The 16,896-nt window shown below is 32.8% G+C and carries 14 protein-coding genes; all 14 read left to right on the top strand.

Annotation, left to right across the window (positions count from 1 at the left end):
- The first annotated feature begins 5 nt into the window (after window positions 1-5).
- Window positions 6-407 carry a cell division protein FtsL gene (gene ftsL / locus LIX58_RS00070; protein ID WP_126566466.1) on the top strand — a complete coding sequence of 134 codons (402 nt, stop codon included), beginning with the start codon at window positions 6-8 and terminating at the stop codon, window positions 405-407.
- Window positions 388-2,679, top strand: a complete 2,292-nt coding sequence (locus LIX58_RS00065) for a penicillin-binding protein (protein WP_126566469.1) — start codon at window positions 388-390, stop codon at window positions 2,677-2,679. Before ftsL ends, LIX58_RS00065 begins: the two co-directional genes overlap by 20 nt.
- A 274-nt stretch (window positions 2,680-2,953) precedes the next feature.
- Window positions 2,954-3,919: a phospho-N-acetylmuramoyl-pentapeptide-transferase gene (gene mraY, locus LIX58_RS00060; RefSeq protein ID WP_154837841.1), complete on the top strand. Its 966-nt coding sequence runs from the start codon at window positions 2,954-2,956 to the stop codon at window positions 3,917-3,919.
- Between the two features lies 1 nt (window position 3,920).
- Window positions 3,921-5,270, top strand: a complete 1,350-nt coding sequence (gene murD / locus LIX58_RS00055) for a UDP-N-acetylmuramoyl-L-alanine--D-glutamate ligase (protein ID WP_126566474.1) — start codon at window positions 3,921-3,923, stop codon at window positions 5,268-5,270.
- Window positions 5,271-5,285: 15 nt separating this feature from the next.
- Entirely contained in the window at window positions 5,286-6,542 is a 1,257-nt protein-coding gene (locus LIX58_RS00050; protein WP_226385952.1) for a cell division protein FtsQ/DivIB, read from the top strand.
- 103 nt (window positions 6,543-6,645) lie between these two features.
- Window positions 6,646-8,079: a cell division protein FtsA gene (gene ftsA / locus LIX58_RS00045; RefSeq protein ID WP_154837839.1), complete on the top strand. Its 1,434-nt coding sequence runs from the start codon at window positions 6,646-6,648 to the stop codon at window positions 8,077-8,079.
- A gap of 29 nt (window positions 8,080-8,108) precedes the next feature.
- Window positions 8,109-9,290: a cell division protein FtsZ gene (ftsZ, locus tag LIX58_RS00040; RefSeq protein WP_126566481.1), complete on the top strand. Its 1,182-nt coding sequence runs from the start codon at window positions 8,109-8,111 to the stop codon at window positions 9,288-9,290.
- Between the two features lie 256 nt (window positions 9,291-9,546).
- On the top strand, window positions 9,547-10,341 hold the full coding sequence (gene pgeF / locus LIX58_RS00035; RefSeq protein WP_126566483.1) for a peptidoglycan editing factor PgeF: 795 nt from the start codon (window positions 9,547-9,549) through the stop codon (window positions 10,339-10,341).
- 179 nt (window positions 10,342-10,520) lie between these two features.
- Window positions 10,521-11,189 (top strand): YggS family pyridoxal phosphate-dependent enzyme, encoded by a 669-nt coding sequence (locus LIX58_RS00030; RefSeq protein ID WP_126566486.1) that lies wholly within the window; start codon window positions 10,521-10,523, stop codon window positions 11,187-11,189.
- An 11-nt stretch (window positions 11,190-11,200) separates the two neighbouring features.
- Window positions 11,201-11,785, top strand: a complete 585-nt coding sequence (locus LIX58_RS00025) for a cell division protein SepF (protein WP_126566488.1) — start codon at window positions 11,201-11,203, stop codon at window positions 11,783-11,785.
- Between the two features lie 12 nt (window positions 11,786-11,797).
- The gene (locus LIX58_RS00020; protein WP_126566491.1) at window positions 11,798-12,094 is read left to right on the top strand and encodes a YggT family protein; all 297 of its coding nucleotides are present in this window, start codon (window positions 11,798-11,800) and stop codon (window positions 12,092-12,094) included.
- Window positions 12,095-12,211: 117 nt separating this feature from the next.
- Window positions 12,212-12,985, top strand: a complete 774-nt coding sequence (locus LIX58_RS00015) for an RNA-binding protein (protein ID WP_413470809.1) — start codon at window positions 12,212-12,214, stop codon at window positions 12,983-12,985.
- A 56-nt stretch (window positions 12,986-13,041) separates the two neighbouring features.
- The gene (locus tag LIX58_RS00010) at window positions 13,042-13,704 is read left to right on the top strand and encodes a DivIVA domain-containing protein (RefSeq protein ID WP_126566495.1); all 663 of its coding nucleotides are present in this window, start codon (window positions 13,042-13,044) and stop codon (window positions 13,702-13,704) included.
- Between the two features lie 227 nt (window positions 13,705-13,931).
- Window positions 13,932-16,682, top strand: coding sequence for an isoleucine--tRNA ligase (gene ileS / locus LIX58_RS00005; protein WP_154837831.1), 2,751 nt, complete (start codon window positions 13,932-13,934; stop codon window positions 16,680-16,682).
- Window positions 16,683-16,896: the final 214 nt, after the last annotated feature.

Genomic DNA, 16,896 nt, shown 5'->3' with positions numbered 1-16,896 from the left:
TGAAGATGGCTGTAGAAAAAATATATGAACCATATGAAGAAGTCCAGCACACAAGCATACCGAAACAACAACCACAATCTGAACCTCAGACCCGCACGGTTACCAAAAAGGTGGTTGTTCAACTTACAAGGTTTGAGAAGTTTTTATACATAACACTAGTTACTGCTATTGCTGTTATTGCAATCTATCTGCTATCTTTAAAAATGGATGCGTATGATACAAATGGTAAAATAGCAGATTTAGATCAAAGAATTGAACAACAATCTAGTGAAAATAGTGCAATAAAATCTGAAATTAAGAAAAACTCTTCTTATGAACGCATTTACAATGAAGCTAAACAACAAGGTATGAGCCTAAAGAACGATAATGTAAAGGTAGTGCGTACTAATGGCGAAGCGAAAAATTAAAATTAGAAAAAATAAATTAGGAGCAGTCCTCCTTGTTGGTATATTCGGACTGCTCTTTTTTATATTGGTTTTAAGATACTCTTATATCATGTTAACTGGACATTCCGATGGACAAAATTTGATTATGCGTGCCAACGAAACTTATCTTGTTAAAAATCAGGAACAACCTGAAAGAGGTAAGATTTATGATAGAAATGGCAAGATACTAGCTGAAGATGTTGAGAGATTTAAAGTAGTGGCAGTCGTAGATAAGAGCGCAGGCGAAAATGGAGATAAACCTCGCTACGTGAAGGATAAAAAGAAAACAGCAGAGCAATTATCTAAAGTTATCGATATGAAGCCTTCGGAAATTGAAAAACGTTTAAATCAAAAAAAGGCATTCCAAGTTGAATTTGGACAAAAAGGAACGAATTTAACATATCAAGATAAACAAAAATTAGAGAAAATGAATTTACCAGGTATTTTATTATATCCTGAGACAGAAAGATTTTATCCAAATGGTAATTTCGCTTCTCATTTAATTGGAATGGCGCAAAAAAATCCAGATACTGGCGCATTAAATGGTGCTTTAGGTGTAGAAAAAATCTTTAATAGCTATTTAAACGGTCAGAAAGGCTCGTTATCTTATATTCAAGATATATGGGGATATATAGCTCCTAATTCTAAACATGAGAAAGCACCTAAACGTGGCGATGATGTGCATTTAACACTTGATTCTAATATTCAGGTGTTTGTAGAAGAAGCTTTAGATGACATGGTTAAGCAATATGCACCTAAAGATTTATTTGCTGTAGTAATGGATGCTAAAACAGGTGAAATCTTAGCTTATAGTCAGCGACCTACATTTAACCCAGAAACGGGTAAAGATTTTGGTAAGAAATGGGCAAATGATTTATATCAAAATACTTATGAACCAGGGTCAACATTTAAATCATTTGGTTTAGCGGCAGCAATTCAAGAAGGTAAATTTAAACCTAATGAAAAATACGAATCTGGTCATCGTGATATTATGGGTTCTCGCATTTCTGACTGGAATAAAACAGGTTGGGGCGAAATTCCTATGTCATTAGGTTTCACATACTCTTCTAATACGTTAATGATGCATTTACAAGATTTAGTTGGCGCCGATAAGATGAAATCTTGGTATGAAAAATTTGGTTTCGGTCAATCAACAGAGGGTATGTTTGATGGCGAAGCGACAGGAAATATCGGATGGTCAAACGAATTGCAACAAAAAACATCTGCTTTCGGTCAATCAACAACTGTAACACCTGTTCAAATGTTACAAGCCCAATCTTCATTCTTTAATAAAGGTAATATGTTGAAACCTTGGTTTGTTCAAAGTATCGACAATCCAATTTCTAAAAAGACATTCTATAAAGGTGAAAAGAAAATTGCAGGTAAACCAATTTCTGCAGATACAGCAAGTAAAGTTGAAACTGAGTTAGATAAAGTAGTTAACAGTAAGAAGAGTCATGCTATTAACTATCGTGTGGATGGCTATGATATTGAAGGTAAGACGGGTACTGCACAAGTTGCCGACCAAAATGGCGGAGGTTACGTCAAAGGTGCTAACCCTTACTTTGTAAGCTTTATCGGCGATGCACCTAAGAAAAATCCACGTGTTATCGTTTATGCAGGTATGAGCTTAGCGCAGAAAAACGATGAAGAGGCTTATCAATTAGGTGTAAGTAAAGCATTTAAACCAATTATGGAAAATACTTTAAAATATCTAAATGTTGGTTCTAATAAAGATAAAACTAAATCTGCTCAATATAGTAAGGTGCCAAATGTTTCAGGACAAAGTGTTCAAAAAGCAGAAGATAGTATTAAATCTCAAAACTTACAACCTGTAGTTATTGGCAACGGTGATAATATTAAATCTCAATCTGTGAATGCCAATACGAAGCTATTACCTAATAGTAAAGTAATGTTATTGACTGATGGAGATATTACGATGCCGAATATGAAAGACTGGACAAAAGATGATGTCCTTACTTTCCAAGAATTGACAGGCATCAATGTTACGACGAATGGCAATGGTTTTGTCACAAAACAATCTGTTTCAAATGGTACTACGTTGAAAAATAATAGTAAGATTGAAGTAGAATTATCTCCTGAGGATCCAGATGATTCCTCTAGTACGTCAAGTGACGATACTTCAAATTCGGATAGTAACAGTTCTAATAACAACGATTCTAATAATAAAAATGACAGTAGTTCGTCTTCGGACAATGACAATCAATCGTCATCTGAAAGTGATTCAAACTAAAATAGAATGAAGTATGAATATTATAAGTTAGGAAAATAATAGAAGAAGTTGAAATAAATAAAAATACCTCAGTTTACATTCGAAATAGAAACTAAGGTATTAAGTTAAAAACTTTAATTCAATTTCAACAGTACTTCTTTTTTCCTAAACTTATTTTCATACATAAACTATGTGAAGTTTTTTCGAAAATTGATAAACTTAAGATGATTAAATACTAAAACTAGAAATTTATACTTAATTTCGTAAAAATTTAATATACATAAAGGAGAATATCATGCTTTTTATACTTGCGATTATCGCACTACTTATCACCTTCATATTGGTACCGGTATTGATCCCAACGCTCAAACGAATGAAATTTGGTCAAAGTATACGTGAGGAAGGGCCACAAAGTCATATGAAAAAAACAGGTACACCTACAATGGGTGGGCTAACATTCCTCATTAGTATTATCATAACTTCTATTATAGCTATATTTTTTGTTGACAATTCTAACCCAATTATCTTGTTATTATTTGTAACAATAGGATTTGGTTTAATTGGTTTTATTGATGATTACATCATTGTAGTTAAGAAAAATAATCAAGGCTTAACGAGTAAACAAAAATTCTTAGCTCAAATTGCTATTGCTATTATTTTCTTCATTCTTAGTGATGTCTTTCATTTAATTGAATTCTCAACAAACCTTAATATTCCATTTACAAATATAAGTATTCCTTTATCATTTGCATATATTATATTCATTGTCTTTTGGCAAGTTGGATTTTCAAATGCAGTTAACTTAACTGATGGTTTAGATGGCTTAGCAACTGGTTTATCAATCATTGGTTTTACAATGTATGCAATTATGAGTTTTGTTTTAGATTCACCTGCAATTGGTGCATTTTGTATCATTATGATTTTCGCATTATTAGGTTTCTTACCTTATAATTTAAACCCAGCTAAAGTATTTATGGGGGACACAGGAAGCTTAGCGTTAGGTGGTATATTTGCAACTGTTTCAATTATGTTAAATCAAGAATTATCACTACTTCTAATTGGATTAGTATTTGTAGTCGAAACATTATCAGTGATGCTACAAGTTGCTTCATACAAGTTAACGAAGAAACGTATCTTCAAAATGAGTCCTATTCATCATCACTTTGAATTAAGTGGTTGGGGCGAATGGAAAGTTGTTACAGTATTTTGGACAGTAGGTTTAATTTCAGGATTAATCGGATTATGGATAGGAGTGCATTAAGATGCTAAATTATACAGGATTAGAAAATAAAGAAGTTCTTGTAGTAGGATTAGCAAAAAGTGGCTATGAAGCAGCAAAGTTGTTAGTCAAACTAGGCGCCAAAGTCACAGTAAATGATGGTAAGGATTTATCTCAAGATCCTCATGCTAAAGATTTAGAAACTTTAGGAGTGAAAATTGTTGACGGCGGTCATCCAGTTTCATTATTAGATAACCATCCCATCATTGTAAAAAATCCAGGTATTCCATATACAGTTTCAATCATTAAAGCAGCAGAAGAACGTGGGTTAAAAATTTTAACTGAAGTGGAGTTAAGTTATTTAATTTCAGAAGCGCCAATTATTGCTGTTACTGGTACAAATGGTAAGACAACTACGACTTCTTTAATTGGAGATATGTTTAGTAAAAGTAGACTTACAGGCCGTTTATCTGGAAATATAGGTTATGTAGCTTCAAAAGTAGCTCAAGAAACAACCCCAGAAGAATATTTAATTACTGAATTATCATCATTCCAATTATTGGGCATTGAAACATACCGACCTCATATTGCAATTATTACTAATATATATTCAGCACATTTAGATTATCATGAGTCACTTGAGAACTATCAAAATGCTAAAAAAAGAATTTATAAAAATCAAACTGAAGATGATTATTTAATTTGTAATTATCATCAACGTCATCTTATTGAATCTGAAAGTTTAAAAGCTAAAACGTTATACTTCTCAACACAACAAGAAGTTGAAGGCATTTATATTAAAAATAACTTTATTATCTACAAAGGTATTAGAATTATTAATATTGATGACTTAGTTTTACCAGGACAACACAACTTAGAAAATATTTTAGCTGCGGTATTAGCTGCTATCTTAGCTGGCGTACCAATTAAAGCAATTGTTGATAGTTTAACTACGTTCTCTGGTATTGACCACAGATTACAATATATTGGTACAAATCGAACAAATAAATACTACAATGACTCAAAAGCAACAAATACTTTAGCGACACAATTTGCTTTAAATTCATTTAAACAACCTATCATTTGGTTATGTGGTGGTTTAGATCGTGGTAATGAATTTGATGAGCTTATTCCTTACATGAAAAACGTTAGAGTAATGGTTGTCTTTGGTGAAACACAAGAAAAATTTGCTAAATTAGGTAATAGTCAAGGTAAACTTGTTATAAAAGCTACTGACGTCGAAGATGCAGTGAAAAAAGTGCAAGATGTCATTGAACCTAATGATGTCGTTTTATTATCTCCAGCTTGTGCAAGTTGGGATCAATATAACACTTTTGAAGAACGTGGAGAACGATTTATTGAAAGCTTCCGTGCACACTTACCGTCTTACTAAAGGGTGTGAAAATTCGTGGATGAACGTAAAAATAATAGAAATACTAAAGTGAGGTCTATCAAGGATTCAATTGAACGAAAAAATCGTGAATTAAAAGATAAAGAGATTGAAGATACAGAAGACAGTCAATTTAATCAATCATCTAATTCTGAAAAGAAAGATAGACCTAGCGTATCGCAAGATAGTAATAATGAGGACTATCACAAAGAAGAACTAAAGAAAGAACCCCAAGAAAATCACAAACAAAAAGAAAGTAATCGTCATACTGGCGCTAAAAAAGAAAGTCAATTTCAAGCTTTTAAAACAAAAGCGACTGAGTTATTTTCTAATACACATAAAAAGCGTGAGAAAAGAAATAGCAACACGACTCATCAAAAGCACAAAGAAGATAAATATGCGCACATGACGTTACAAGAAAAACGTGAGCAACAAAGAATCGATCGATATAAACGACAAAAGAGAATTCAATATATTATTCTAACGTCATTAATATTATTAATTCTTTTATTTTTAATATATATGTTTACGCCATTAAGTAGAATCTCTCACATCAATATTAGTGGCAATAAAAATTTGAGTAATCAACAAGTTGAAAACGCCCTAGATGTTAAACCAGGTTCTCGTATGTATACTTATAGTAAACGAAAAGGGATTAATAATTTAGAACAAAATCCCTTAGTGAAGAATGTAGAGATAAAAAAACATTTGCCTAATACGTTAAATGTTCATGTAACTGAAAACAATGTAGTTGGTATAGTAAAAGATAAAAATAAATATACTCCAATTATTGAAGGCAATAAAGAATTGAAAGGCTATAAAGGTGACATTGCTGGAAGTGGACCTATCTTAGATGGCTTTAAAGGTTCAGATAAAAGTAACATGGTTAAAGCACTTTCAAATATGTCTTCAGAAGTAAGAGATATGATTTCAGAAATTAGCTATGCACCTGAAGCTAATAAGCAAAGTAGAATATTGTTATATATGAAAGATGGCATGCAAGTAGTTGCTGACTATAAAACTGTAGCGGATAAATTAAAATATTATCCACAAATGTCACAATCGCTTAATAAAGATGACTCAGGTAACCTTCAAACTCAAGGTTATATCGATTTATCTGTAGGCGCGTCATTTATTCCATATAACGAAAGTAGTTCCAATAATTCTAAATCTAATCAAGATTTACAACAAAAAACGCAAGAAGAAATCGATGCTAAAAATGAATTACAAAACGCATTGAATAAAATTAACGAACAATCAGACTCAAGTAATTAAAAAATTTCGATATTAATATACGTTTATAGTTCACAAGCCAATCGACGTATTGTAAACTAAATATAGTGTATTTTAATAGTAATTTGTCAGGAGGTGCCTATCTATGGAGGAACATTACTATGTAAGCATAGATATTGGTTCATCAAGTGTTAAAACAATAGTAGGCGAAAAATTTCACAATGGTATAAATGTGATAGGTACAGGACAAACCTACACTAGTGGTATTAAGAACGGATTGATTGATGATTTTGATATTGCTAAACAAGCAATTAAAGATACAATTAAAAAAGCTTCTATCGCCTCAGGTGTAGATATAAAAGAAGTTTTCTTAAAGTTACCTATCATTGGTACTGAAGTGTACGATGAAGCAAATGAAATTGATTTTTATGAAGATACTGAAATAAATGGAACGCACATTGAAGATGTGTTAGAAGGTATCAGACAAAAAAATGAAGTTCCAGATACAGATGTAATTGATGTTTTCCCAATTCGATTTATTGTAGATGGTGATAATGAAGTTTCTGATCCTAAAGAATTAATTGCTAGACATTCTTTAAGAGTAGAAGCAGGCGTTATTGCAATTCACAAATCTATATTAATAAATATGATTAAATGCGTTGAATCATGTGGCGTTGACGTGTTAGATGTTTATTCTGATGCTTACAACTATGGTTCAATTCTTACAGCTACTGAGAAAGAATTAGGCGCATGTGTAATTGATATTGGTGAAGATTTAACTCAAATCGCTTTCTACGAGCGAGGCGAATTAGTTGATGCTGATTCTATCGAACTCGCTGGTCGTGACATTACAGACGACATTGCTGAAGAGTTAAACACTACATATGAAACAGCTGAAAAGGTTAAACATCAATATGGACACGCATTTACTGATTCAGCGTCTGACCAAGATGTATTTACTGTTGATCAAGTAGATAGCGATGAATTAGTAGAATATACTCAAAAAGATTTAAGCGCTATTATTGAAAGAACAATGCAAGATATCTTTGATGAAGTATTCGATGTGTTAGTTGATTTAGGTTTAACAAAAGTGAACGGTGGTTTCATTGTTACTGGTGGTTCTTCAAATTTACTCGGTGTTAAAGAGTTATTAAATACAATGGTAAATGAGAAAATAAGAATCCATACACCATCTCAAATGGGTATTAGAAAACCTGAATTTACTTCAGCTATTTCTACAATATCTAGTAGTATCACTTTTGATGAATTATTAGATTATGTTACAATGAATTATCAAGACAATGATGAATTTGAAGAAGAAGTTATCGAAAATAATGACAGAGATAATGCTTCTAAATCTGGCGGTTTTGACTGGTTTAAACGTAAGTCAAACAAAAATGAAGATACTTATGAAGAAGACTACCACGAACCACAAGAAAGAGTGGAAAGAACAGAACAACATGATAAGTATGATAGCCATGATGAACATCAAGATGTAGAACACCACTATGATGAACATGAAAGACCTGAAAAAGAAGAAAGCAAATTTAAAAAACTTATGAAATCTCTATTTGAATGATTGGCCATTAAGACTAGGAGGAAATATAAATGTTAGAATTTGAACAAGGATTTAATCATATGGCGACTTTAAAAGTCATCGGTGTAGGTGGTGGCGGTAACAACGCTGTTAACCGCATGATTGACCACGGTATGAATAATGTTGAATTTATTGCAATTAATACAGATGGACAAGCTTTAAACTTATCTAAAGCTGAATCTAAAATCCAAATTGGTGAAAAATTAACACGTGGACTTGGTGCAGGAGCTAACCCAGAAATTGGTAAAAAAGCTGCTGAAGAATCTCGTGAACAAATCGAAGATGCTATCCAAGGTGCGGACATGGTATTCGTAACTGCTGGTATGGGTGGCGGTACTGGTACAGGTGCTGCTCCAGTTGTTGCTAAGATCGCTAAAGAAATGGGCGCTTTAACTGTTGGTGTTGTAACTCGTCCATTTGGTTTCGAAGGTCGTAAACGTTCTACGCAAGCTGCTGCAGGTGTAGAAGCGATGAAAGCTGCTGTTGATACATTAATCGTAATCCCTAATGACCGTTTATTAGATATCGTTGATAAATCTACACCAATGATGGAAGCGTTTAAAGAAGCAGATAACGTATTACGTCAAGGTGTACAAGGTATCTCTGATTTAATTGCTGTATCTGGTGAAGTAAACTTAGACTTTGCTGACGTTAAAACAATTATGTCTAATCAAGGTTCAGCATTAATGGGTATCGGTGTATCTTCAGGTGAAAACAGAGCCGTCGAAGCTGCTAAAAAAGCTATTTCATCTCCATTACTTGAAACATCAATCGTTGGTGCGCAAGGTGTGTTAATGAATATTACTGGTGGAGAATCATTATCACTTTTCGAAGCTCAAGAAGCTGCAGATATCGTACAAGATGCTGCTGATGAAGATGTAAACATGATCTTCGGTACTGTAATCAACCCTGAATTACAAGACGAAATCGTGGTAACAGTTATTGCTACTGGTTTCGAAGATAAACCAACATCACAAGGCCGTAAAGCTTCAAACACAGGCTTTGGTTCAAGTGTAAGTGCTACAGGCCCATCAACACAAAGTGCACCTAAAGAAGACTCATTCTCTCATAGTTCTTCAAGTTCACGTGCATCTGAAAGTGTAAACGAAAGAAGTCATTCAACTAAAGATGACGATATTCCTAGCTTTATCAGAAATAGAGAAGAAAGACGTTCTAGAAGAACTAGACGTTAATTCATAAATTATCAGGTTAGAATATTATAATATGAAGCATAGAAGTCATTAATAAATTATTATTATTGATTTATCTATGTAGCTATATTAGTTGGAGTAGAACTGGAAATTCTTTAAAGAATTCTGTTCTACTCTTTTTCATATACTTTAAAATAAAGTGAAGATTGTTATATAATAAATTTATATTCATATTTAGAGTAAAGTTAATACAGTCAAACGTATATATAAAGATAACTTTTATAAGGTGGTTATTCATGTGTCTGAGCAATTTATTAAATATCCTCATTATTTGAACTACGAAGCTGAAGATTTAAAAAATGTAACACTGGGCTTTACGACGCGCGATGGGGGTTATAGTTTATATCCAGAGCATTCATTTAATATGGCACGATACATAGATGATAATCAAGATAACGTCACACAACATCAAGAGATTTTAGCTAAAGCTATCGGATATCCAAGAAATGAATGGATTTTCCCTATTCAGACCCATGAAGATAAGATTGCATATGTTACTCAACAACATCAAGGTACAAATATTGAACAACTTAGCGATCAACTCCACGGTATCGACGGTCTATATTCTTATGATTCTAACGTGTTATTAACGATGTGCTATGCAGACTGTGTACCTATATATTTTTATAGCGAGAAACATCACTTTATAGGATTAGCGCATGCTGGATGGAGAGGAACATATAGTCAAATAGTAGTTAAAATGTTAAATCATGTTGATTTTAATTACAAAGATTTAAAAGTTGTTATTGGTCCTTCAACTTCAATGAGTTATGAAATTAATGATGATATTAAATCTAAATTTGAAACTTTACCAATTGATAGCACTCAATATATTGAAACACGTGACAAAGATCGTCATGGCATTGATTTAAAACGTGCCAATGCTCTTTTACTAGAAGATAAAGGTGTGCCTAAAGATAATATTTATATTACTGATTATGCCACTTCAGAAGATTTATCAATGTTCTTTTCTTATCGAATTGAAAAGGGGCAAACGGGAAGAATGATGGGATTTATTGGTCAAAAATACTAATTTATTATTTATCTAACGTCATATGGGAACTTAACTGCAAATAAGTAAAGGCTTATAGACTGCTAGGGAATTGCTTATTCATAACTCTGCTAAAAACATTTAACTATATGACGTAGATGTAATGAAGAATTTATCTATATTTTGCAATTTTTAGTCTATAATTCGAGGTTGATATTTAAATGGAAGTAAAACAAAATTTAGAAACAATTAAAAATGAAATTAATGAACATATTGACAAAAGTGAGACATCTATTGTACCTGACGTGATTGCGGTTACAAAATATGTTACAATAGACCGAGCTAAAGAAGCATATGAAGCAGGTTTACGTCACTTTGGAGAGAATCGCTTAGAAGGCTTTCTTGAGAAGAAAGCAGCGTTACCTGATGATGTCACTATGCATTTTATTGGCTCTTTACAATCGAGAAAAGTCAAAGAAGTTATTAACGAAGTAGATTATCTTCATGCGCTAGATCGTTTAAGTCTTGCTAAAGAAATTAATAAAAGAGCAGAACATGTTATTTCATGCTTTGTACAAGTCAATGTTTCAGGTGAAGAAAGTAAGCATGGTATTGCTTTAGATGAAGTTAATGATTTTATTCAACAACTTCAACAGTATAGTAATATCAAAGTTGTTGGTTTAATGACTATGGCGCCTTACACTGAAGATAATGACTATATTCGTCAATTATTTAAACAATTAAGATTAAAACGTAACGAAATTAAAAACCTTAAATTAGATTATGCACCTTGTGAGTTCTTATCTATGGGAATGAGTAATGATTACCAAATTGCCGTAGAAGAAGGTGCTTCATTTATCAGAATAGGGACTAAACTTGTCGGAGAATAGGAGTGAGCCCCGTGGCTATTAAAGATTTATTTAATAATTTCTTTCTAATGGAAGATGAAGAAGAAGTAGAAAGTCCTGAAGAACGTCAACAACGTGTCGTTCAAAGGGAAGAAACGCAAAATAATGCTCAACAAAAACAAACATCAGAGCGACCACAAACACAACAAAATAATCTAAAGACAGTACCTCAAAAGAAAACATCACGAAATTATAACACAGAGGAAAGGAAGAATCGTATGAACAATACGCCTACTAAATCGAACTCTAAAAACGTAGTAACAATGAACCAATCTGCACAAGGCTATTCTACATATGAAAGTTCAAAAATGTGTTTATTCGAACCTCGTGTTTTCTCAGATACACAAGATATTGCAGATGAATTAAAAAATCGTCGTGCTACTTTAGTTAATTTACAACGCATTGATAAAGTTTCAGCTAAGCGTATTATTGACTTCTTGAGTGGTACTGTATATGCAATTGGTGGAGATATCCAACGTGTTGGTACAGATATTTTCCTTTGCACACCAGATAATGTAGAGGTTGCTGGAAGTATTACTGATCATATCGAACAAATGGAAGCACATCATTACGAGTAAGGAGAATAGCCTATGGACGTCAGCCTATTAGCTAATATATTTAACTTTATACTTGTGCTAGTTAAAATATACTATTTTGGTATGATTATTTATTTTTTCACCTCATGGGTGCCAAGTATAAGAGAATCTAAATTTGGCGACATTTTATCTAAAATTTATGAGCCATTTTTAGAGCCGTTTAGAAGAATTATCCCCCCAATTGGTATGATTGATATTTCATCACTTGTAGCATTATTTGTATTAATATTATTCCAATGGGGCTTACAAAGTATTTTTACTATGATTTTAAATTATTTAATAATGAAATAAATTTTTTGAAGAGGCTAGGGCATTCATTTGTCTTAGCCTCCTATCATGTTTAGACTTAAGCTCATAGTTAATATAATAGTAAATTCATTTTCCGAAAATAAAAAAAGGGAGGTAACTATCATCGACATATATCAACACTTTAGAAATGAAGAGCATCCTTTAATTGATCAATTAATCGATAAATGTGATCAGGTGAATCAACAATATGCGCCAGTATTAACAAACTTTTTAGATCCTAGAGGACAATATATTCTGCAGGTAGTCGTAGGAAGTTTCGAAGATATGCATGTGCAATTTTATGGTGGCCCTCATTCAGAGAGAAAAAGAGCTGTTATTGCGCCAAGTTATTATGAACCTACCGAAGAAGATTATGAAATAACGTTAATTCAAATTGATTATCCTGAAAAATTTGTCACACTTCAACATCAACATGTATTGGGAACATTGATGTCTTTAGGTATTGAAAGAGAACAAGTTGGCGATATTGTAGTAGGAGAAACAATTCAATTCGTTTTGACAAAACAATTAGAATCATATATTATGACAGAATTAACAAAGATTAAAGGTGCGTCAGTTAAACTTAATTCTATTCCATTTAAAGATATGATACAATCAGTAGAGAATTGGAAGAGTCATGGTAGTACAGTTAGCGCATTAAGATTAGATGTTGTTTTAAAAGAAATGATTCATAAATCAAGAGCTATAGCGAAACAACTTATTGAGAAAAAACGCGTGAAAGTGAATCACACTATTATCGATTCTCCAGATTTCCAAGTACAAATCAATGATTTATTATCCATTCAAGGTTTTGGGCGAGCTCAAATTACCGATGTGGATGGTCGCACGAAAAAAGATAAAATTCATATTACTTACCAAACATTATTTAAATAACGGTATAAGATTTGGAATACATGTTTATAAAAAGTCCGATTTGAGGAGGATATAAGATGCCTTTTACACCAAATGAAATTAAAAATAAAGAATTTACAAAAGTAAAAAATGGTTTAGAACCTGCTGAAGTAAGTGATTATTTAACTCAATTAAGCAATGAAATTGAACGTTTAAAAGAAGAAAAAAAACAACTTGAAAAAGTAGTTGAAGAGAGAGATACTAATATTAAATCTTATCAACAAGTTCATCAATCTGTAAGTGATGCTTTAGTTCAAGCACAACAAGCAGGTGAGCAAGTTAAAGTGGCTGCGAACAAAGAAGCAGAAGCTACAATTGCCAAAGCACAAGCTCAAGCAGATGTAATTGTAAATCATGCGATTGAAAAAGCACGTCATTTATCGTTCCAAACTGAGGACATGAAACGTCAATCTAAAGTTTTCCGTTCTCGTTTCCGTATGCTTGTTGAAGCTCAATTGGATTTATTAAAAAATGATGATTGGGATTATTTATTAAATTACGATATAGATGCTGAACAAGTAACTCAAGAAAATTTTCAGCATTTAAATAAACAAGATATTACACCTGAAGAACAACTTAATGCACAAAATCAACAAACCGATAATACAAATGTTGATACATCAGCTACTTCAACACATACTAGCGAATCTGCTACTTCTACGACAAGTATAAGTAATAGTGAGTCAACATCTACTAAATAATATTAAGTGAATTAAGTCAGACACGTGAGAAATAGTTATCTTTTCACAGCGAGCTAGGATATGGTGAGAGCCTAGTAAAAGCGTATTTCTTATATCACTGACTTGTGATATTAAAATATGTAATTTGAGAGAACTCTAAGTTGAGTTAATAAGGGTGGTACCGCGGAATCTCCGTCCCTGTTAATTGAACTTAGAGTTCTTATTTATATTTAAGGAGTGAAACAAATATGAACTATAAAGATACTTTATTAATGCCTAAGACAGATTTTCCAATGCGTGGGGGACTTCCTACTAAAGAACCTCAAATTCAAGAAAAATGGGAAGCTGAAGATCATTATCAAAAAGCGTTAGATAAAAATAAAGGAAATCAAACATATATTCTTCATGATGGCCCTCCATATGCGAATGGTAATCTTCATATGGGACATGCGTTAAATAAAATCATCAAAGATATCATTGTTCGTTACAAAACAATGCAAGGTTTCTATGCACCATATGTTCCAGGTTGGGATACTCATGGTTTACCAATTGAACAAGCATTAACTAAAAAAGGTGTAGACCGCAAAAAAATGTCTATCGCTGAATTTAGAGAAAAATGTAAAGAATTTGCGTTAGAACAAGTTGAGTTACAAAAACAAGACTTTAAACGTTTAGGTGTGCGTGGAGATTTTAATAATCCTTATATCACGTTAAAACCTGAATACGAAGCAGCTCAAATTCGTTTGTTCGGTGAAATGGCTGATAAAGGCCTTATTTATAAGGGTAAAAAGCCAGTATACTGGTCACCATCAAGTGAATCATCATTAGCAGAAGCTGAAATTGAATACCATGATAAACGTTCAGCATCAATCTATGTGGCATTTGATGTCAAAGATTCAAAAGGCGTTGTTGATGAAGATGCTCAATTTATCATTTGGACTACTACTCCATGGACAATTCCATCAAACGTCGCTATTACAGTTCATCCAGAACTTAAATACGGCCAATACAATGTGAATGGTAAAAAATATATTATCGCTCAAGCTTTAGCTGAATCTGTTTCAGAAGCATTAGGATGGGATAAAGATGCTATTCAACTAGAAAAAGAATTTACAGGTAAAGAATTAGAATATGTTGAAGCACAACATCCGTTCTTAGATCGTGTATCATTAGTCATTAACGGTGACCACGTTACAACTGATGCAGGTACTGGCTGTGTTCATACTGCTCCTGGACATGGGGAAGATGACTATGTTGTAGGTCAAAAATATGACTTACCGGTAATTAGTCCTTTAGATGGTAAAGGTGTCTTCACTGAAGAAGGTGGACAATTTGAAGGAATGTTCTATGATAAAGCGAATAAAGCAGTTACGGACTTATTAACTGAAAAAGAAGCTTTATTAAAATTAGATTTTATTACCCATAGTTACCCACATGACTGGCGTACTAAAAAACCTGTTATTTTCCGTGCTACACCGCAATGGTTCGCATCAATTAGTAAAGTAAGACAAGATATTTTAGATGCGATTGAAGATACTGAATTTAAAGTAGACTGGGGTAAAACACGTATTTATAACATGATTCGTGACCGTGGCGAATGGGTTATCTCTCGTCAACGTGTATGGGGTGTACCATTACCAGTATTCTATGCTGAAAATGGCGACATCATCATGACTAAAGAAACAGTTAATCATGTAGCAGACCTTTTCGCGGAACATGGTTCAAACGTGTGGTTTGAAAGAGAAGCAAAAGATTTATTACCAGAAGGATTTACTCACCCAGGAAGTCCAAATGGTGAATTTACTAAAGAAACAGACATTATGGACGTATGGTTTGATTCTGGTTCTTCTCATAGAGGTGTATTAGAAAATCGTCCAGAATTAAGTTTCCCAGCTGATTTATACTTTGAAGGTAGTGACCAATATCGTGGTTGGTTTAACTCATCAATCACAACTGCAGTTGCAACAAGAGGTCAAGCACCATATAAATTCTTATTATCTCACGGTTTCGTAATGGACGGAGAAGGTAAGAAAATGAGTAAATCTCTTGGTAACGTTATTGTGCCAGACCAAGTAGTAAAACAAAAAGGTGCTGACATTGCACGTCTATGGGTAAGTAGTACTGACTATTTAGCTGACGTGCGTATCTCAGATGAAATTTTAAAACAAACATCTGATGTATATCGTAAAATCAGAAACACATTAAGATTTATGTTAGGAAACATTAATGATTTCAATCCTGATACAGATGCTGTACCTGAAGCGGAATTATTAGAAGTAGATCATTATTTATTAAATCGTTTACGCGAATTTACAGCTAGCACTATTAATCATTATGATAACTTCGATTACTTAAATATTTATCAAGAAGTTCAAAACTTTATTAACGTTGAATTAAGTAATTTCTATTTAGATTATGGTAAAGATATTCTTTACATTGAAGAGAAAAATGCGCATAAACGTCGTAGCATGCAAACTGTGTTATATCAAATTTTAGTTGATATGACTAAATTATTAGCGCCAATCTTAGTACACACTGCTGAAGAAGTATGGTCTCATACGCCACACGTTAAAGAAGAAAGCGTACATTTAGCTAATATGCCTGAAGTAGTCGAAGTTGACCAAGCACTATTAGATAAATGGAACCAATTTATGGCTTTACGTGATGACGTGAACCGTGCGTTAGAAGCGGCTCGTAATAATAAAGTCATCGGTAAATCATTAGAAGCTAAACTCTTCATCGGTAATAATGAGAACTTTAAAGCAGCTGAATTCTTACAACAATTTGCTGATTTACAACAATTATTTATTGTTTCTCAAGTTGAAGTTGCTGATTCAATTGAAAATGCAGAATCATACCAACACGGCGATGTACGTATTGAACATGCCAGCGGTGAAAAATGTGAAAGATGTTGGAACTATAGTGAAGAATTAGGTTCAGTAGGTGAACTTGAAAACTTATGTCCACGATGCCAAGAAGTTGTTAAAACATTGGTTTAATGTTTACTATAAACTTTAAATACTAATTGAAAAGTCATATTTGTGATTGAACATATCATAAATATGACTTTTTTATATAATTATTTAGGCTCTATAATAAATTGGACTGATGACTAAAAATCATCAGTCAAATTTTTATGTTTTGAATACAAAAATAGCGCAATTACCTCTATAATTATTAGCTACCACACCAAATAAAAAAGAAAGGTAATGC

Source organism: Staphylococcus sp. Marseille-Q1834 (genome assembly GCF_916858875.1).
In the GTDB taxonomy this organism is placed as follows: Bacteria; Bacillota; Bacilli; order Staphylococcales; family Staphylococcaceae; genus Staphylococcus; species Staphylococcus pragensis.
Note: the sequence above shows the minus strand (reverse complement) of the source record. Positions and strands in the feature narration are given on the sequence as shown.